This is a genomic window from Vibrio sp. 10N.247.310.98 (assembly GCF_041467395.1).
Lineage (GTDB): Bacteria > Pseudomonadota > Gammaproteobacteria > Enterobacterales > Vibrionaceae > Vibrio > Vibrio crassostreae_C.
On sequence record NZ_JBFSUL010000001.1, the window covers coordinates 24,299 to 42,999 of the forward strand.

Annotated in this window: 14 protein-coding genes and 1 pseudogene; 7 read left to right on the forward strand and 8 right to left on the reverse strand. The window is 44.0% G+C overall.

Going from position 1 to position 18,701, the window contains the following annotated elements:
* Nucleotide 1 precedes the first annotated feature (1 nt).
* Together AB6E78_RS00110 and AB6E78_RS00115 are read right to left on the reverse strand one after the other, a co-directional pair.
* Nucleotides 2-1,441 (reverse strand): TolC family protein, encoded by a 1,440-nt coding sequence (locus AB6E78_RS00110; protein WP_017063805.1) that lies wholly within the window; start codon nucleotides 1,439-1,441, stop codon nucleotides 2-4.
* Between the two features lie 215 nt (nucleotides 1,442-1,656).
* Nucleotides 1,657-1,884 carry a hypothetical protein gene (locus AB6E78_RS00115; protein ID WP_009846577.1) on the reverse strand — a complete coding sequence of 76 codons (228 nt, stop codon included), beginning with the start codon at nucleotides 1,882-1,884 and terminating at the stop codon, nucleotides 1,657-1,659.
* Between the two features lie 669 nt (nucleotides 1,885-2,553).
* Between AB6E78_RS00115 and AB6E78_RS00120 the strand changes: the two genes are divergently transcribed.
* The 5 genes from AB6E78_RS00120 to gnd all read left to right on the forward strand — a co-directional run bounded on the left by AB6E78_RS00120 (nucleotide 2,554) and on the right by gnd (nucleotide 9,044).
* Nucleotides 2,554-4,161: an ATP-binding protein gene (locus tag AB6E78_RS00120; RefSeq protein WP_372132321.1), complete on the forward strand. Its 1,608-nt coding sequence runs from the start codon at nucleotides 2,554-2,556 to the stop codon at nucleotides 4,159-4,161.
* 66 nt (nucleotides 4,162-4,227) lie between these two features.
* Nucleotides 4,228-4,923, forward strand: coding sequence for a response regulator (locus AB6E78_RS00125; protein WP_372132280.1), 696 nt, complete (start codon nucleotides 4,228-4,230; stop codon nucleotides 4,921-4,923).
* A 410-nt stretch (nucleotides 4,924-5,333) separates the two neighbouring features.
* Complete coding sequence (gene zwf / locus AB6E78_RS00130; RefSeq protein WP_372132318.1) at nucleotides 5,334-6,836, forward strand: glucose-6-phosphate dehydrogenase; 1,503 nt, start codon at nucleotides 5,334-5,336, stop codon at nucleotides 6,834-6,836.
* A complete protein-coding gene (pgl, locus tag AB6E78_RS00135) occupies nucleotides 6,833-7,567 on the forward strand; it encodes a 6-phosphogluconolactonase (RefSeq protein WP_017066266.1) in 735 nt (244 codons plus the stop codon). The genes zwf and pgl overlap by 4 nt, the downstream gene beginning before the upstream one ends.
* A gap of 28 nt (nucleotides 7,568-7,595) precedes the next feature.
* Nucleotides 7,596-9,044, forward strand: coding sequence for a decarboxylating NADP(+)-dependent phosphogluconate dehydrogenase (gnd, locus tag AB6E78_RS00140; RefSeq protein ID WP_017059712.1), 1,449 nt, complete (start codon nucleotides 7,596-7,598; stop codon nucleotides 9,042-9,044).
* Between the two features lie 138 nt (nucleotides 9,045-9,182).
* On the opposite strand, the pseudogene AB6E78_RS00145 reads toward gnd, so the two are convergent.
* Nucleotides 9,183-9,389: pseudogene (locus AB6E78_RS00145) on the reverse strand (metal-dependent phosphohydrolase); the annotation flags it as partial.
* Nucleotides 9,390-9,628: 239 nt separating this feature from the next.
* Here AB6E78_RS00145 and AB6E78_RS00150 point away from each other — a divergent pair.
* Nucleotides 9,629-10,042 (forward strand): VF530 family DNA-binding protein, encoded by a 414-nt coding sequence (locus tag AB6E78_RS00150; RefSeq protein ID WP_010438513.1) that lies wholly within the window; start codon nucleotides 9,629-9,631, stop codon nucleotides 10,040-10,042.
* Nucleotides 10,043-10,174: 132 nt separating this feature from the next.
* Here the strand turns inward: AB6E78_RS00150 and AB6E78_RS00155 are convergent, their stop codons facing one another.
* From AB6E78_RS00155 to AB6E78_RS00175, 5 genes are all read right to left on the reverse strand, one after another.
* On the reverse strand, nucleotides 10,175-10,366 hold the full coding sequence (locus tag AB6E78_RS00155) for a hypothetical protein (RefSeq protein ID WP_017059711.1): 192 nt from the start codon (nucleotides 10,364-10,366) through the stop codon (nucleotides 10,175-10,177).
* Nucleotides 10,367-10,592: 226 nt separating this feature from the next.
* Nucleotides 10,593-11,351, reverse strand: a complete 759-nt coding sequence (locus tag AB6E78_RS00160; RefSeq protein ID WP_102333369.1) for a sulfite exporter TauE/SafE family protein — start codon at nucleotides 11,349-11,351, stop codon at nucleotides 10,593-10,595.
* A 192-nt stretch (nucleotides 11,352-11,543) separates the two neighbouring features.
* Complete coding sequence (locus tag AB6E78_RS00165) at nucleotides 11,544-13,064, reverse strand: tripartite tricarboxylate transporter permease (RefSeq protein WP_012603793.1); 1,521 nt, start codon at nucleotides 13,062-13,064, stop codon at nucleotides 11,544-11,546.
* 10 nt (nucleotides 13,065-13,074) lie between these two features.
* Nucleotides 13,075-13,575, reverse strand: coding sequence for a tripartite tricarboxylate transporter TctB family protein (locus tag AB6E78_RS00170; RefSeq protein ID WP_004733594.1), 501 nt, complete (start codon nucleotides 13,573-13,575; stop codon nucleotides 13,075-13,077).
* A 245-nt stretch (nucleotides 13,576-13,820) separates the two neighbouring features.
* Nucleotides 13,821-14,792, reverse strand: coding sequence for a tripartite tricarboxylate transporter substrate binding protein (locus AB6E78_RS00175; RefSeq protein WP_017062289.1), 972 nt, complete (start codon nucleotides 14,790-14,792; stop codon nucleotides 13,821-13,823).
* Between the two features lie 499 nt (nucleotides 14,793-15,291).
* On the opposite strand from AB6E78_RS00175, the gene AB6E78_RS00180 reads away from it, so the two are divergent.
* Nucleotides 15,292-18,465, forward strand: coding sequence for an HD domain-containing phosphohydrolase (locus AB6E78_RS00180; RefSeq protein ID WP_372132276.1), 3,174 nt, complete (start codon nucleotides 15,292-15,294; stop codon nucleotides 18,463-18,465).
* Nucleotides 18,466-18,701 lie beyond the last annotated feature (236 nt).

Genomic DNA, 18,701 nt, shown 5'->3' on the forward strand with positions numbered 1-18,701 from the left:
ATTATCCTTTTGACTGGCTAACGGTGTCTGTTTTTGAGTCGAAATCAGACGGAACAGAGGAGGTTAAGTAACTGGAGTAAGCATTCATTTCGCTGGTTAGCGCTAACAGCTTGTTGAGAGAGATTAGGTATTTGAAGCGAGCAGCAGATTGCTGGGTTTTAATGCTCGCAAGATAAAGCTCGGCATCAACCACTTCTAATGAGTTAGATAACCCTTGTGTGAAGGCTTTTTTACGAAGTAATAGGTTTTCCTGAGCTAAAGACAAGCTCGAGTTTAGGCCTTGAACCTCTTCAATGGCTTGGTTTGCTTCAAGGTAAGTCTTTTGTACCAACACGGTTAAGTCTTGCTTAGCTTGTGACTTAAGGAATTGAACCTGTGATACGGCACTGTGAGCCGCAGCGACTTTGTCGGAACGGCCAGAGGTATCAAGCAGTGGCACATTCACACCAATGCCAACCAACCAATCGGGTTTCATTTCACTGGCTAGAGAGTCATCTTCATACAGGCTGTAATCACCATAAAGGTAAACCTCTGGGTAGTATTTACCTTTCTCGGCTTTAATTAAGCTGCTTGCTTGTTTCTCTTTTGCATCAAGAATCTTAAGGCCGGGGTAGGTCATGAGTGTCTGGTCAATGAACACGTCCATATGAGGCAGGTTCTTATTGATAAACAGTTGTTCAGAGGGTTCTACACTTTCATTTTGACCAAGGATTTGGGTCAACGCCAATTGCGCAATTTTAAGATCGTTCTGAGCTTTCGTGCGCTCTACAATCGCTTTATCTAAAGAAGCATCGGCTTGTAGGCGTTCTACTCGGGCGATTTGTCCTTGCTGTTCAAGCTTGATGGCGAAATCACGATGCTGAGTTAAGCCTGCTTCAACGGCTTGACGCGTTCTCACCACGTCTTCCGCTAAGATCACCGAGAAGTAATACTTACTTAAGTCTTCGTAGCGAGCTTGTTTCTCCATCAACAGTTGGCTTTGCGCTTCTTCGCTTTTACCTTCAGCCGCATTTTGCGCAGCGGTTATTCGACCACCAGTGAAGATAGGCCACACAGCACGAATGGAAGAGCTAAAGATGTCTTGTTCGGTAATCGTTGAGGTAACGCCACCAACTAGAGGGCGCAAAATCGCGGATATAGCAGGGTTTACTCCACTCAAGCTATCTGAAAACTGTTCACCATTAATCGTCACATCACTATCAAGGTGCGTGTAGTTAGCCCCTAAGGTAATAGAAGGAAGATTGAGGCTACTTGTTGAGTTCTGAAGGTGTTGATAACGTTCAACGTTGGCTTGTTGAGCCGCAAGAGAGTTGTTGTTCTCTTGGAGAATTTGCCACGCTTCAGAAAAAGTGAGCGGAGCTGCATAGCCTGGCGAAGCCATAGTGCCGAGAAGCATACTGGCGATCGCAAGGTATCGGAATTTTGGTTTGGTCATCTGCATTAAATACCAATTAGAGTATTAACTCTAATGTTAACAGGGCGATAGTCATTTGTCTTGAATAGATTGTCTCATATGAATAGAAATTTTCATAACTCGTTAATCAAGTGTAAATAAGATTGAGTGACGTGAATATCAAAGATAAATGAAACTTAAAAAGCACGCATAAGCGTGCTCTTTAAGTTCAGTATAGAAGTGTTTTTACAAAATGAAGTGGCTTATTTAAAGCTAGGACAATGGTGATCGGCGCGCCATACCAATTGTCTTGAACCTTGCATTGTTTGTAATAAATCTCTCCCTGACATTTGCGGGAATGCTAACAATACCTTGAGATCGAGTGGGGAGGTGCCATCTTTCTCATAGGCTCTTACGTGAGTAAAAGTCGATTGTAAGTGTTTGAACAGCATAGTCTTAGTAAGACAAATTCCAAAGTTATCGCGTTTCATTGCCTTGTTTCCTTTTCAACAATGTTTATACGTTATGTTTGTTATCCTGTTTCTATTGGACGTTGCCACTGGCCACTGATCGATACTTCCTGCTCATCAATGTTTTATTATTGGGTGATGCTTTTATCAGTCACCTCTTCGTTGTCTGGCTAGCCGAGTTTGAAATAGCGATGGATGAATAGGGGAGAATACTTAATCCGTTTGTTCATCATTCGTAACGGCGAGCGTGCAACTTTTAGTTATAGATACGTCCAGCGAGCGAAGGGTTGTTGCTATTTTGTTAATCGAAGTTTCGATTCAAAGCGCGGTCTGAAAATCATGACCTATGGCTTAGCAACAATAAACTTCTTCATATGCAACCATTATAATTGTATTTATTTTAAACAACCTAAAAAACACCTAAAAGCTTAGTGATCTAGCTCAATATTTATTCGTTTATTTTGGTTTTTAAGCTAATCAGTCCTAAAAATGAACGATTAATCGAGATGAACAACGTAAAGGATTATCAATTAACAATCTGCTCAATTATTTAGTTGAGTAGCAGTCACAAATTCACGTCCCTAGAAAGGTCATGCGATTAACTTGGTGTTAACATTGATCGTCTAACACTAGGGACGGTGGAATATGAAATGGAGCAGTATCAGTTTCCGTAAAAGGTTACTGATTATCATGACGGTCACTGGCCTCGTTGAACTTTTGATTCTTGCAGCTGCTGGTTTTTACTACATCAAACAATCTCAAGAACAAGAGATGGGTTTGAAAGCGTTAGGTGTTGCTGAATTTCTATCTGAATCGCCGCTTGTCACCAGCATTATTCAAGAAAATGGAACGTTGGACCCTAATGGCGTTCCCTACGTTTTGTCTGAAGAAACCCAAGTTAAATTTCGTAACCTTACTCAGCTCATTGGCGCGGCGTTTATCGTTGTTGGAGATGATAAAGGTATCCGCCTGATTCACCCTTATGATGACAGGCTCGGTAAACCCATGCGTGGTGGCGATAACCAAAAAGCATTGGTATTGGGCGAGTCTTATGTGTCGACAGCCAAAGGATCGCTGGGTTTTTCAGTTCGTGGTAAATCCGCGGTAAAAGACACCCAAGGTACCGTTATTGGTGTGGTGTCAGTTGGTTACTTATTGGATTCGTTGCAAGATCGAATCGAACCTTACTTAGCCTTTTTGATTGTGATGGCGTTGCTGGTGGTTGCGGTCAACGCTTTGATTTCGAGTTATGTATCTCGCCGTTTTCAACGCGCTATTTTGGGCTTTGAGCCTGAAGAGATAGGCCGGTTGTATGTTGAGCTAGATGTAACCATGAGTACCGTGAAAGAGGGCATTCTGAGCATCGATAAGCACGGCATTTTACGTTCAATTAATAAGAGTGCCTGCGATATTTTATCGATAGACAGGGATAAAGCACTCAATCAACAGCGCCTTTCTGATGTATTGCCAGGCAGTGATTTAGAACAACTGCTATCAACCGGCGACACCGACCACGATGTTGAGTTGTATTTAAACAATAAGCGAATCATTGCTAACCGAAGCCCGATTATAGTGGCAGGTGAGGTGGTCGGGGCGGTATCGAGTTTCCGATTACGAGATGAAATCAACGATTTAACAGACCAGCTCTCACAAACCAAAGAATATGCTGATCTACTGCGTTCACAAACCCACGAGCATCAAAACAAGCTTAACACTATTAGTGGCTTGATTCAGATGGGCGAGTTGGATTCTGTTCAACAATTGATTGGTCAAGAAACCGCTCATTACCAGATCTTAATTGAGTTCTTAAGAGAGACGGTGAAAGACCCTCTTATTGCAGGCATGCTTTTAGGCAAAACAGAGCGAGCTCGAGAGATTGGGTTAGAGCTTAAAGTGGAAGAGGGATCAAGGCTTGAAGCTCTGCCTAGCTGGTTAAACGCGGATGACGTTGTCACAATTCTTGGCAACCTGATTGATAACGCCTTTGACGCCACCATGACGGCGATTAAGCAAGAGGGTCAAATTGCGCCAGCGCGTCGGGTTATTGAAGTTTCAATCAGTGATTTTGGTAATGAAATTATCGTAGAAGTAGAAGACAAAGGGTGCGGTTTGCCGAAAGAGTTGGCGACCAAAGCACTCACCGAAAAAGGCGTATCGAGCAAAGCGAAGCAAAATCGTGGTGTGGGTTTGTATCTGATAAAGCAGCTGGCAGACCGATATCAAGGGCAGCTTGAAATGGTCGACAACCACGATTTTGGCACGCGAATGACGGTTTATCTGCCAAAAGAAGAACAATAATTAAGCACGAAACGATCTTGCGAAGATCATCGTGACGGAAAAAGCATGGTTAAAGGAAGAACATAAATGAACGCAATCACGAGAGTCATGGTCATTGAAGATGATATTGCGATTGCAGAGCTACACCATCGTTATTTAGAACAGATGGGTGGCTTTGACGTGGTCGGCATTGCCACCACACAGTCTGAAGCGCTCATGCAACTGGACATCTTAAAACCTGATTTGGTGTTATTGGATGTGTATCTGCCGGACGGGTGTGGGCTCGATATTCTTAATCACGTAAGAGGGAGCAATCAAGGCTGCGACGTTATCTTGATTACTGCTGCTCGGGATGTCGATACGCTGCAGCAAGCAATGCGTGGTGGGGTGGTCGATTATCTATTGAAACCAGTAATGTTCCCTCGTTTGGAAGCGGCACTGAAAAAGTATCAATCTCAAAAACAAGAGTTTGAAAGTGTGTCGGATTTGAATCAAGGTTTGGTTGATAAGATGCTGCAAGCCAATGCCAAAGCGGACTCTGGAAAAGTATCCACCTTACCCAAAGGCATTGATGGCGTAACGTTGGATAAGATCAGAGCCATTTTTCAGCAAGCTGATGCCGTTAATATTACCGCCGATGAAGCCGGAGAACGAATTGGTGCTAGCCGAACCACCGCCAGACGCTATTTAGAATTTTTGATTACCACTGGTGAGTTAGTCGCAGACTTAAATTACGGTACCGTAGGTCGCCCGGAGCGCTGCTACAACAAAGCGCAAAGATAAACACGACACCATCAAAATAAATATAAAGCCAGTTGAATAAGCTGGTTTTACCTTTTTCTCCCTTTCCTATTGCTCACTCCACCGACCAGATACCGTTCTTTCTTGACTACACTGTTTGAGAATGCCGATTTGCTTCTCCCTCGGGTCAAATGAACGGAACTATCGATTAGAATTTGTTCGAAATGAGTCAATATTTAATCGATTGCTTTCACAGTGGTTGATGTAAATCAAATAGTCATAGACAATACTGTCCCGAATAGAGGTGATAGCTTTCACCCTCGTTTACCAAACGCATTCTCAAATTTAATAGGCGCTTACTATTGATGTAATAGTTAAGACCTATTATCTATTTTCGTATGTCGCTGATACCTTTGGCGAATACTAAAAACCTTGTTTTTATAGGAAAGATGATGGTAATACCTGAAAACAGCAGCATCGTTATTTTTGGTGCGTCGGGAGATCTAACTTACCGCAAGTTAATTCCTGCTCTATACCACCTGTATGCTAGCAATCAACTACCAGAATCCTTTGCGATTCTTGGAGTGAGCCGTACTGAGTACAGCGATGAGTCTTACCGTGAGAAGCTGAAGAAGTCTCTTCAGGAAATGGAAAAAACTGAACCAGAGACGCTGAATGCATTTATTGAACATCTGCATTACCAAGCGATCAATACTTCAGATGTAGACGACTATGCTCGCTTAGCACAACGTCTAGACAAGCTTGAGCAAGACTACCAATTCGAAAACCATAACACATTGTTCTACTTGGCAACCCCGCCAAGCCTATACGGTGTGATTCCAGCAAACCTTGCTGCGCATGGCCTTAACGATGAATCGAACGGCTGGCGTCGTCTGATCATCGAAAAACCATTTGGTTACGACTTAGCATCAGCTCAAGCGTTGGATGAAGAGATCCATCATCACTTCCAAGAACACCAGATCTACCGTATCGACCATTACCTTGGTAAAGAGACGGTTCAAAACCTTCTAGTGCTTCGTTTCTCAAACGCGATGTTTGAACCACTGTGGAACCGTAACTTCATTGAATACGTTGAAATCACAGGTGCTGAGTTCCTTGGCGTTGAAGAGCGTGGCGGATACTACGACGGTTCTGGCGCAGTTCGCGACATGTTCCAAAACCACCTGCTGCAAGTGCTAGCGATGGTAGGTATGGAGCCGCCTGCACAAATTAACGCTGATTCTATTCGTGATGAAGTGGTTAAAGTGCTTCAGTGTCTGAAACCATTAGAAGAAGATGATCTGCGTAAAGACTTAGTATTAGGTCAGTACACAGCATCAGATGTTCGTGGTCAGCACCTACTAGGTTACCGTGAAGAGCATGGTGTAGCGGATGATTCTCGTACCGAGACTTACATCGGCTTGAAAGCTCACATCAATAACTGGCGTTGGAATGGTGTTCCTTTCTACGTACGTACAGGTAAACGCTTACCAACACGTGTGACTGAAATCGTGATTCACTTTAAGAACACGCCACACCCAGTATTTGGTCAAGATGCACCAGAGAACAAGCTGATTATCCGCATCCAACCGGATGAAGGAATTCAGATGAGCTTTGGTTTGAAAGAGCCGGGCGCAGGCTTCAAAGCAAAAGAAGTGAAAATGAACTTCTCTTACTCTGACTTGCCTGAAACTCAGATGCTGACGGCTTATGAGCGTCTTCTTCTTGATGCACTGAACGGTGATGCGACTCTGTTTGCACGTACCGATGCGGTAGAAGCATGTTGGAAGTACGTTCAACCAATCATAGACTTCAAGCAAGATCCTCAAGCACTGTTTGGCTATGCTTGTGGTACTTGGGGCCCACAGGAAGCAGATGAACTTCTGCAACGTGATGGCCGCGCATGGCGTTTCCCATGCAAAAACTTAACAGACACGGATTACTGCGAACTATGATCAATCACAAGATCTTTGCAACGCCTGAACTGGTTGTTGAAAACCTAGCAAATGAAATGAAAGCATACAGCGAGCAGGGCAAACCTGTTCACATTTCACTGTCTGGTGGCAGCACGCCAAAAATGCTTTTCAAACTTTTAGCACAGGCGCCATACGCGGAAGGTATTCAATGGAATAACCTTCACTTCTGGTGGGGCGACGAACGTTGCGTTGTACCAGACGACGCTGAAAGCAATTTCGGTGAAGCAAACGCGCTCTTATTTTCAAAACTAAAAGAGTTTACTCAAGTAAACCTTCCTGCTGAAAACATCCACCGCATCCGAGGTGAAGATGAACCAAAAGCAGAAGCAGAGCGTTTCGCAAAAGAGATGGCAGACGTAATCCCAACAGAAAACGGCACGCCTGTATTCGATTGGATTCTGCTTGGTGTTGGCGCAGACGGCCACACAGCTTCACTATTCCCAGGTGCAACCAACTACCAAGATGAGAACCTATCTGTATTAGCTTCTCACCCTGAGTCTGGTCAAATCCGTGTTTCTAAAACAGCGAAAGTTTTAGAAGCAGCAAAACGAATCAGCTACCTAGTACTGGGTGCAGGTAAAGTTGAGATCGTTAAAGAAATTCATACAACTCCTGCTTCAGAACTGCCTTACCCGGCAGCGAAAATCCAGTCTAAAACTGGCGAAACAGAGTGGTTCCTAGATTCAAATGCAGCAAGTGCTATCGCATAAGTGCGAATAGCCGCAAGGAGATAAAATAATGAAAGGTGATATCGGTGTAATTGGCCTAGCAGTAATGGGTCAGAACCTTATCCTAAACATGAACGACCACGGCTTCAAAGTTGTGGCTCATAACCGTACTGCTGCTAAAGTAGACGAGTTCCTAGAAGGCCCAGCTAAAGGTACTAACATTGTTGGTGCTTACTCTCTAGAAGAGCTAGTTGAGAAGCTAGAAGCGCCACGTAAAGTGATGCTTATGGTTCGTGCTGGTGACGTTGTAGACACGTTCATCGAAAACCTAATCCCACTTCTAGACGAAGGCGACATCATCATTGATGGTGGTAACACTAACTACCCAGACACTAACCGTCGTGTAGCGCATTGTCGTGAGAAAGGCATCCACTTCATCGGTACTGGTGTATCTGGTGGTGAAGAAGGTGCTCGTTTCGGTCCTTCAATCATGCCAGGTGGTGCTGCTGAAGCTTGGGAAGCGGTTAAGCCAATCTTCCAAGGTATCTCGGCAAAAACTGACGCTGGTGAGCCTTGCTGTGACTGGGTTGGTAACGACGGTGCTGGTCACTTCGTTAAGATGGTACACAACGGCATCGAATACGGTGACATGCAGCTTATCACTGAAGCATACCAGTTCATGAAAGATGGCCTAGGTATGTCTGCTGACGAGATGCAAGCAGTATTCGCTGACTGGAACAAGACTGAGCTAGACAGCTACCTAGTTGAAATCACTGCTGACATCCTTGGCTACAAAGATGAAGACGGTGAAGCGCTAGTTGAGAAGATCCTAGACACTGCAGGCCAAAAAGGTACGGGTAAGTGGACTGGTATCAACGCACTAGACCTAGGTATCCCACTAACACTGATCTCTGAGTCTGTATTCTCTCGTTGCCTGTCTGCTCTTAAAGACCAACGTGTTGAAGCTGAAGCTTTGTTTGAGAAGACAATCACTCCAGTTGAAGGCGACAAGCAAGAGTGGGTTGATGCACTACGTCAAGCTCTACTGGCTTCTAAGATCATCTCTTACGCTCAAGGTTTCATGCTAATGCGTGAAGCGTCGAACGAAAACGGCTGGGACCTAAACTACGGTAACGTAGCGCTAATGTGGCGTGGTGGTTGTATCATCCGTTCTGCATTCCTAGGCAACATACGTGATGCGTACGAAGCAAACCCAGACATCGCGTTCCTAGGTTCTGACGAGTACTTCAAAAACATCCTACAAGGCAGCCTAGTGGCATGGCGTAAAGTAGCAGCGAAATCTCTAGAGTCTGGTATCCCAATGCCATGTACGATTTCTGCGCTATCTTTCCTAGACGGTTACACAACTGCACGTCTACCAGCGAACCTGCTTCAAGCTCAACGTGACTACTTCGGTGCTCACACTTACGAGCGTACTGACCGTCCACGTGGTGAATTCTTCCACACAAACTGGACTGGTACAGGCGGCGATACTGCTTCTACAACTTACGACGTATAATCGTTAGTTTGAATCAGTTAAGAACCTTGTTGTTCTTATTAGCTGTAAACTAGAAAACAAAAGGATGCCAACTGGCATCCTTTTTTGTTGGTTTGCGTATTTTTAGATGGTCACTTCAAACACACAACTAATTATCGCTTAGGCGGTCATGATATGTGGTTGTACATCGTCGTTGTATTGATCTCGAATGGCCATAAAGCTGTCTAGGTTTTGTTTAGGCGCTTCAACCCACTCTGGGTCAAACATTGAACCAGTGTTTGCTTCTATATAGGCCATCACCTCATTCAGTGACCAAGCGTGTTTATAGGCTCTTTTACTCATTAACGCATCGAATACGTCTGCCAGTTAATAGCGTATGCGCTATTGCTTAACTAAAGTGCTGTTAATGATGATCTGGACGTTAAATAACCATTTTAAAATTAAATGAAAAGATAAATAGGATAACGCACATGCTTTATGCCATCATAAAGGCATAAATAAGGGCAATGGATGTAATGCCCAAGTGATTGAGCTAGAAATGGTCAGTGATGACGGTGTTCTAGAGTAAATTCAAGGCCTTTAGTTGCCTTGAAAAAGGTAATGTTATGACTGAAGAAGAAAGAATCGAACTGCAACAAAATAACCCGCTACACGGCTTAAAGCTTGAAACCATGATCACTGAATTAGTGGATCATTATGGTTGGGAAATTTTAGATGCGGCAATGCGTATGAACTGCTTTAACACTAAGCCTACAGTGGCAAGCGCAGTTAAATACCTGAAGAAAACCGAATGGGCTCGTGAGAAGGTTGAAAACTTCTACCTTTACCGTTTCAAGCGCATGCCTAAAGCATCGGACATCGAATACCAGATGCCTCCGCGTTCACGTACATTCCGCCATGGGCTAGAGCCTCGTGAGCCAATGGAACTAACGGTTGAGTCTATCCACGCTTCTCAAGCTAAAGCTGCGTCTGCATTTAAAGAGCGCCGCGGCGGTAACGGTCGTAACTTCCGTCGTTAACAAGAAGACGTCGCTAGAAAGAACCGTCGCTAAATAAGGCGTCGGCGATTAGCACGGCTAATTAGATAAGCGAAAAACACAAAAGGAGCCTATGAGCTCCTTTTTTAATTCGTTCGATTAAACCGTAATTGGCTAAGCTTCGCGGTTCTTTCTTTGATTCTTCCAAAGATCGGTGACATAAACGATCGCACTGACCAGTAAGAATAGCGCTGACACAGAAAACAGAGCGGGCATTTTTAAGATCCACGCGAATGTGGCAGCAAGAAAAGCGACAAAGCAAATGAGTCGACTTGATGACATGACATGACCGAGTTTAGTGTTCATAACGCCTCCTAATGAAGTCTCACTTTCGACAGGAGAATTATCCTATCTTTGGCAAAATAAAGGCTAAAAAACAGTCTAAATTGTTATCAAATTTGCTAATTGAAGGACTCGTCTCACACATTTTGGCTTGGCTATTTTATAAGTAATAAAATAGCCAAATCGGTATGAGCAGGGTGGAGTCTTTTGGCTTTATCTTTTCAGTTGCAAGTCTTATTAAACCGAACGTCTAATTAGCATAGAAAAAGTAAGCGGTGATCAAAAAGCTCGCGATGATCACTGTGGTTCGAACATAGTGTTGAGGGATGCGGCGAGAGATTTTTGCTGAATAATAACCACCAACCAATGTACCCAATAATACAGCCATGCCAGACGGCCAATCAATCGAACCATTGACGATAAAAAATACGATCGCTGCGAGGGAAGCACACGCGGACACGAGCAGTTTGATGCCATTCATCACGTTGATGTTGGTGTAACCAGCCAGCGCCAAGTAGCTCAATGTCACAATGCCTAAGCCTGCATTAAAATAACCACCATAAACACACACGATCAAAAGCAATACAGCGGAAAAGAACGCCCCTGCGCTGGTGGCGTGCTTATGTTTAGCGGTTACTTTCTTTAGCCATTTGTTGAGAGTGCCACCAAAGGTAAAAAGCAGAGCGGCGAACAGTAATAACCAAGGTACGGATTGGGTAAATAGCGCTTCTGGCGTGTGTAGTAGTAAAAATGCACCAATGCCGCCGCCAATTACGCATAGCCCAACAACGAGCTTGAGTTGTTTGGTACCAGATTGAATTTCGTGGCGCAGTGCGTAAGCACCACTGATGTAACCAGCGCATGAAGCAAAGGTGTTGGTCGCGTTGGCTGCTATTGGTGGAACGCCAGCAAATAACAAAGCAGGGAAAGTGATGAAGCTGCCGCCACCCGCAATGGAGTTAAGCACACCGCCAACCACCCCTGATAAGAATAGAATCAACCAATCCATAGTTTTAGAATCCAATACGTTAACTAACTGGTTACCTTACTTGAATTTGTTATGAATATCAGCGCCATGTGTGTTGTAAAGATAGGTTTGTGAGTTTGCTACCATCTTTAACCGCTGGTTTTAATTGAGGCTTTAAATGAAAAAAGGAGCCAATGGCTCCTTTCGTTGAGGTTTAGTTGATTCGATAAAGCTTTACACTTCTACTGGCTTCGCTCTAAAACTCTTAAATAGTTTCACTAGAATCGGGCTAGACAGCACCAATACCGCCAGAATAGTGAAGGTCATCGTAATAGGGCGTTCCCATAAGAAGTTCAACTCACCATCGCTGATCATCAATGCTCGTCTTAAGTTCTCTTCCATCAAGCCGCCCAATATGAAGCCTAACAGTAATGGTGCCAATGGGAAATTGGCTAGCCTTAATGCTATCGCAGCCATCGCTACCAGTAGCATCACAAATACGTCCATCGTGTTGAATGACACCAAGTACACGCCAGTGATTGAGAAGAAGATAATCATTGGCAGTAGAACCGTTCTAGGTACCGCTAGCAGTTTAGAGATATATGGGATCAACGGTAGGTTTAAGATAACCAGCACGATGTTGCCAAAGTACATCGAGATAATCACCGACCAAAATACGTCTGGGTGTTCAACGAACAAGCGAGGACCAGGCTGAATACCGTAGGCAATCAATGCACCAAGCATAATCGCAGTTGTACCAGAGCCCGGAATACCCAGCGTTAGTAGCGGAACGAATGAACCACTTGAAGCGGCGTTGTTTGCTGATTCAGGAGCAACAAGACCACGGATACTGCCTTTACCGAACTCTTTCTGCTTGTCTTTTGGCGCGAGGCTACGCTCCATACCGTAGCTTAGGAATGCCGCAATAGTGGCACCTGCGCCCGGTAGAACACCGGTAAAGAAACCGAGAATAGAAGATCGAATTGAAACTGGTGCCACTTCTTTGAACTCTTCTTTGGTGACCTTCATGCTACCAATATCCGACATCTTTTGGCTTTCTTCCGCGCTGGTGTCTTGCTCTGGTTTTAGAATACCCATCAAGGTTTCACCCAGTGCGAATGTTGCCATCGCTAATAATAGGAAGCTAAAGCCATCCATCAGATCCGTAAGGCCAAAAGTGAACCGTTCAACGCCAACACCTTTGTCGATACCTACAGTTGATAGCATCAAACCAAGAATAGTCATCATCCACGCTTTGATTACCTGACCTGGGCCTGCAAACGCCGCTACAGCGGACAAACCTAATAGCATCAACGCAAAGTAGTCTGAAGACTGGAAGCTCAGTGACACGCTTGCTAGAGCCGGTGCGGCAATCAAAAGCATGATTGCTGAAAGCGTACCGCCTGTGAAAGAAGAGTAAGCCGCGAGAGCAAGTGCTTTACCTGCTTGGCCTTTTTGAGCCATCGGGTAGCCGTCAAACGCGGTTACTACCGTTGAAGAACAACCCGGAGCATTGATTAAGATGGATGACGTCGAGCCACCAAATACAGCGCCGTAGTACACACCAGCCATCAAGATTAGGCCAGAAGAAGGATCTAGGCCGTATGTAATCGGGATCATCAACGCGATTGCTGAAATTGGACCGAGTCCCGGTAGCATTCCAATAAAGGTACCAACAAAACAGCCAACAATTACCATCATGATGTTCATTGGCATCACGGCGGTAGAAAGTCCTTGTAAAATTCCGTCTAACATAATGTTATCCCTACCAAAGAGTGAAGATTAAACCAGGCTCTAGGTAGATATCTAAGCCTTGAGTTAATAAAAGAAAGAACGCGATAACGAAAGGAAACGACGCGCCAAATAAGACAGCTTTGCGGCGCTCACCCAGTAGGTAAAAGCCTGCAAGTAAGAAGAAGCTGGTTGCTAAAACAAAGCCAAGATAAGTCAGTCCAACACCGTACAGAGCCATTAACACCAAGAAGCCAATAAGCAGTTTCCAGTTCAGCGGCGTAGTGTCGCATGTAACTTTTTTATCCGGCTGTCCGGTTATAAGCAGGATCAACGAAAGGCCAATGCCGATAAACGTTAGCAGGATAGGTAAGGTTCTTGCTGTGAAGGGTTCGTACTCGTCACCGGGGAACAAAGGAATCAGCGTGGTTTGGTAGCCATAGCATAAACATGCAAGCATAAAGAGCATGGCTCCGATGCGATCCTTCGAAAGCAAAGATTCCTTACTCAGAAATTTGGTTGGTAAGTCCGACATATCCAACTCCATTTGGGGTGGTATAAAAAGTAAAAAAGCCGTACATGAGCGAGTCAATGAAATGTCTGGGATCACTAACCAAAGGTAAGCGAATTACGGTACTGGTTTATCAGCCACTTGCGTTTACAACGAATCGGCAAGCGTTAGTAATACGTCTACGAATAAACAAAGGAGTTTGAAGTTAACTCATGCACGGCGAAACAAGGAAAGAGTAAGAGGGCACATAGGCCCTCTATGGTTGTTGGTTATTTCAAGAAACCAAGCTCTCGCATTAGGTCGCCCATCTGTTTTTCTTGATCTTCTAGGAAGGCGTAAAAATCTTTGTCAGCTTTGTAGTTGTCGATCCAACCGTTACGGTCACGAACCACTTGCCACTCATCGGTTTTGTACATTTTGCCAAGCGCTACATTCCACTCGTCGATTTTTGCTTGGCTTGTACCCGGTGCCGCAAAGAAACCACGCCAGTTAGCAAATACTGTCTCGTTGCCGTATTCAGTCAGTGTTGGGATGTTAGGCGCAGCGTCAAGACGCTTTGGAGCCGTCACAGCAAGCACTTTTACTTGGCCAGACTTAGACATCTCTAGTACTTCACCAAGGCCCGTTGAAAGCAGCTGTGTTTCGCCAGAAAGCAGTGCCGCCATCGCTTTACCGCCAGCATCGTAGGCAATGTAACGTACTTTCTTCGCATCAAAACCTTCGCCTTTGAACGCTGCCGCTACTACAAGGTGGTCCATGCTGCCACGAGCTGAACCGCCAGCAATCTTCACTTTACGTGGGTTGGTTTCGAACTCTTTAACGACGTCTTCCCAAGTGTCGTACTTAGAATCCGCAGGAGCGACGATTGCGCCGTAATCGGCAATAGTTGCTGCTACCGGAGTTAGGTCACGGAAAGATTGAGGGAAGATACCTGTTAGTGAACGAACAACGATAGGCGTTGAGTTCACCATTAGCGTGTCTTCTTGGCGTTGTGCTGTTTCGATTAGGTGAGCAATCGCTTTACCGCCACCGCCACCAGACAGGTTTTGGAAAGAGACATTTTCTACGATGTCTGATTTCACCAATACATCACCCGTACCACGAGCTGTCATATCCCAACCACCACCAGCGCCGCCAGGGATTAGGAAGTGGATTTTTTCTACGTCAGCAGCAAAAGTGTTGAAAGAAAAGGTTGCTGCGATGATAGAAGCCGCAAGAGTAGGTTTCAGTGCCTTGAACATGGTTCACGTTCCTTATGTAGGGGATCTCTTCAATGGAGAGAAACTTATGTTTTATTTCCAGCTACTAAACAGATGAGTAGGATATTGCTTAGCAGATGAAGCTAAAGTTAACGGTGTGTTAATGAAATGTCTGTAATGCGGCGATATTGAGAATAAAGAACATTGGATTAATATTGTTCATAAAGTTCACGGTAACGTGTTTTTGTCCATTTACTGTTGAATGATATCTGGATTCTAAAATCGTAGTTATTGTCTCAGAATGATTGAATTCATTGACAAAGTTTGGATTTAACTAGCGTTTTCTACTCGAGTGCATTGGTTGTTGGTCTATATTGTTAGATGTGACTACGATAACTATTTCTGCAAAAGAGTCAGGTGTATAGAGGTGTTAGATTTTAGATGTGGAATAATGAGTTACTATAGTTGATATGCAACTTAAGCGGTATTGATTGCGCTAGGCTGTTAACTTTGGAGTTGGCGATTATTCAAGGATGAAATAATGGCATTAAAAAAAATTTCGTTACGCTTTACCGTTGGAACAATGTTCATACTCGCGACTGTGCTAACGGCTGTGGTTGCGGTCTCTCTTCAATACTACTTCAGTAAAAAAATGGCGACGGAGAATACTCTGTCAAAGTTGACGATGGTATCTCATGACCTGAGTGATTATATCGGCGCGATTGACTCTGACGCAGCCAACACCGCGCGTTTACTTGCTACAGTGAAACGATCTATCAGTAACAAAATATCGAAAGAAGAGTCGCGTAGTATTCTTTCTGAAGCCATTAAAGATAACCCTCTCTTTTATAGTATTTACATTGGCTCATCCGATGAAAATTTCTTCCAAATTATTAACCTAGAATCTGCCCCTGTCGTTAGAGAAAAAATAGGAGCACAACAAACGGATCGTTGGGTTGTGGTTGAGATTCAAAATATAGGGCAGGAGCGAGTCCGGACAACGAAATACTTTGACCAAGAGTTTTCCCTCAGAAGCTCAACTACGGAGCAGAGCAACTACTTTCCAACGACCAGGCCTTGGTATGTTGCTGCCAATGTTCTGTCGGTCGAAAAAACTCAGCCATATCTTTTTCAGCATTTACAAATTACCGGACAAACTTATTCTTTAGCGTTTGAGTCGAAAATCGAATCTGAAATTCAACATGTGATTGGTATTGATATTGTGCTGTCTTCTTTGGCTAACAAATTATCAGGTACGGCGCTTGGATTAGCAGAAGATAGTAAGGTTGAGTCTTTCTTATATTCGAAATCGGGTAACATTATTGCGTCTAACCTCAAGGTTAATAATCAGGAATCGGAGTTTGATGTATCAAAACTGATGCTATCATCTGAGCAAAAAGCCTTGGTTAATGATACTCCTCCGCTTTTAGTGTCTAATCAAAATGATTGGGGGCCGATGGACTTTTCAGTGGCGGGAAGACCAGACGGCTATGCGATAGACCTTCTCAAAATGATTGGTGGTATGACTGGGATCAGGTTTGAATTTGTGAATGGTTTTTCTTGGGGAGAGCTTGTTAATAAGTTTCAAGAAGGAACTATAGATGGGCTGCAATCGGTGCAAAATTATAAAAATAATGGCATAAGCGGCCTCTACACCACTCCAATCTATGATTTACCGTTTGCTATCGTGACCAGAGAAGACGCGAAGATTATTACTAATTATGCCGAGCTTGAGGATAAAAAAGTGGCCATTTTATCTGGGTGGTCAATTATTCCTAAGCTAAGGGAAGACTTTCCGAATATTGATTTAGTTGAGTTTGAAAACCTAGAGTCCGCATTTGATTCAATTGAAAGCGGAGAGAACTTTGCATTCTTAGACGCTGAACCCGTACTCTCGTTTGCATTAGATAGGTTTTTCCAACCAGGCCTTGTTGTAAATGGGGCTCTAGAAGATCTAAAACAGAACTACTCAAATCAATTCCATTTGGTGTTGCAGAGCAAGCATAAGCAATTGCTTCCAATTATTGACAAAGCTATCGGCAGGTTAAGTGATGAACAACTTGATACCTTAGCGAAAAAGTGGCTCCATTATACCGGCTTTAATACGAATACGACGGTTCCTTATATTGAACTTTATGATTTGACTAAGGAAGCAACGGTTGAAGGCAGTATGGTAAGGGTAGAGTTGAATGGCGAGATCAAGCATCTCTATTTAAAGAAAATAGACACGGGCGAACACTACTCTGAATATTTTGCGGTATTGATTCCCGAATCTGAAATCTTTAGTACAGTCAATAAACGTCTAGCAACCTCTGTTGGTATAACGATGTTACTGATGAGTTTGACGTTGCCTATTGCTTGGGGTTTTGGTGCACCGATAGTGCGTCCTATTCGTCAATTAGAGGAGGAGACTCATAAGATCAAGATGCGTGATTATGATAGTGTCGAGCTTGTTGACACTCGAATCAAAGAAGTATGGGAGCTGTCTGTGGCAGTGAAAGGCATGGCGGCAGAGATTAAGCAGCATGAACAGACACAAGAGGCGTTTGTGGAGTCGTTTATCAAGCTTATCGCCCAAGCTATCGATGATAAATCTGCTTATACGGCAGGGCACTGTAATCGTGTACCAAAACTCGGCTTGATGTTGGCTGATGCAGTTGAGAAATCACAGTCCGATCATTTCAAAGATTTTGAGTTTAAAAATGATGATGAACGTCGTGAATTCAGAATTGCGGCTTGGCTTCACGATTGTGGCAAGATCACGATACCCGAACACATCGTCGATAAAGGTACGAAGCTAGAAGCGAACTACAACCGAATTCACGAGGTGAGAACTCGATTTGAAGTACTTTGGCGTGATGCGGAAATCACCGCTTTGAGAAAGCAACTTGAAGGTACGCTATCAACGCAGCAAATTGCAGATGAGTTTGCGACAACCAAACAACAGCTACAAGATGACTTTACTTTTATCGCGACATCGAACGTTGGTGGTGAATTCATGAGTGAAGACAAAGTCGCTCGTATTCACGCGATAGCTGAGACGACTTGGACGCGTAACTTTGATGATCAACTTGGTTTATCACCGATAGAGGCGTTGAACCGAGAACCGAGTGCAAGTTTACCTGCGACAGAGCCACTGTTAAGTGATAAACCTGAACATATAATGAGAAGAGATAGGCCGTTAGAGTTTGACCCGAAACATAAAATCAAAATGGATGTACCTGAGCACTTATATAACCTAGGCGAAGTCTACAATCTGAGTATTGCACGCGGCACGTTGACTGCAGAAGACAGATTCAAGATAAACGAGCACATGCTTGGCACGATTAAGATGCTTGAGAATCTGCCATTCCCGAAAGAGCTAAGCCGTGTTCCTCGCTATGCTTCGACGCATCATGAAACACTCAAAGGTACGGGATATCCAAGGAAGCTGACTGGTGATGACCTTTCAATCCCAGAACGTATTCTGGTGATCTCTGATATTTTTGAGGCATTAACCGCTGCAGATAGGCCTTATAAGAAGGCTAAGCCAATCAGTGTTGCTGTCGACATCATGTATAAAATGGCATTGGACGAGCATCTCGATATCGAACTGTTTAGATTGTTCTTAACCAGCGGCACTCACCTGCGTTATGCAGAAGAGTATCTGAAGCCGGAACAAATTGATTTCGTTGATATCAGCAAATACCTAGATGTTACTCGTCAGATTGCTTGAGTAAAGGTGGCTTGTTAGAACGGGGTCTATGAATGAAAGGCGCACATGAGTGCGCCTTTTTTATATCTGTTTATCGGTGAACAGGTAGATCGACACAAAGTGCTCTGCGTTTGTCAAGTCTGTCTATAAGTTGTCGACACATTGGTTTCGAGTGATTTCAGGGTAGGGAAGGGTTTAGCGGCTCTTTCTTTGCTTAAATCGATAAATAACAAGTGGTTGAATTGTTTTTAGTGTCC

What these genes read in the sequence shown, in the direction of transcription:
- AB6E78_RS00110 (WP_017063805.1), bottom strand. Translation starts at nt 1,441, where the DNA reads ATGCAGATGACCAAACCAAAATTCCGATACCTTGCGATCGCCAGTATG.
- AB6E78_RS00115 (WP_009846577.1), bottom strand. Translation starts at nt 1,884, where the DNA reads ATGAAACGCGATAACTTTGGAATTTGTCTTACTAAGACTATGCTGTTC.
- AB6E78_RS00120 (WP_372132321.1), top strand. Translation starts at nt 2,554, where the DNA reads ATGACGGTCACTGGCCTCGTTGAACTTTTGATTCTTGCAGCTGCTGGT.
- AB6E78_RS00125 (WP_372132280.1), top strand. Translation starts at nt 4,228, where the DNA reads ATGAACGCAATCACGAGAGTCATGGTCATTGAAGATGATATTGCGATT.
- zwf (WP_372132318.1), top strand. Translation starts at nt 5,334, where the DNA reads ATGGTAATACCTGAAAACAGCAGCATCGTTATTTTTGGTGCGTCGGGA.
- pgl (WP_017066266.1), top strand. Translation starts at nt 6,833, where the DNA reads ATGATCAATCACAAGATCTTTGCAACGCCTGAACTGGTTGTTGAAAAC.
- gnd (WP_017059712.1), top strand. Translation starts at nt 7,596, where the DNA reads ATGAAAGGTGATATCGGTGTAATTGGCCTAGCAGTAATGGGTCAGAAC.
- AB6E78_RS00150 (WP_010438513.1), top strand. Translation starts at nt 9,629, where the DNA reads ATGACTGAAGAAGAAAGAATCGAACTGCAACAAAATAACCCGCTACAC.
- AB6E78_RS00155 (WP_017059711.1), bottom strand. Translation starts at nt 10,366, where the DNA reads ATGAACACTAAACTCGGTCATGTCATGTCATCAAGTCGACTCATTTGC.
- AB6E78_RS00160 (WP_102333369.1), bottom strand. Translation starts at nt 11,351, where the DNA reads ATGGATTGGTTGATTCTATTCTTATCAGGGGTGGTTGGCGGTGTGCTT.
- AB6E78_RS00165 (WP_012603793.1), bottom strand. Translation starts at nt 13,064, where the DNA reads ATGTTAGACGGAATTTTACAAGGACTTTCTACCGCCGTGATGCCAATG.
- AB6E78_RS00170 (WP_004733594.1), bottom strand. Translation starts at nt 13,575, where the DNA reads ATGTCGGACTTACCAACCAAATTTCTGAGTAAGGAATCTTTGCTTTCG.
- AB6E78_RS00175 (WP_017062289.1), bottom strand. Translation starts at nt 14,792, where the DNA reads ATGTTCAAGGCACTGAAACCTACTCTTGCGGCTTCTATCATCGCAGCA.
- AB6E78_RS00180 (WP_372132276.1), top strand. Translation starts at nt 15,292, where the DNA reads ATGGCATTAAAAAAAATTTCGTTACGCTTTACCGTTGGAACAATGTTC.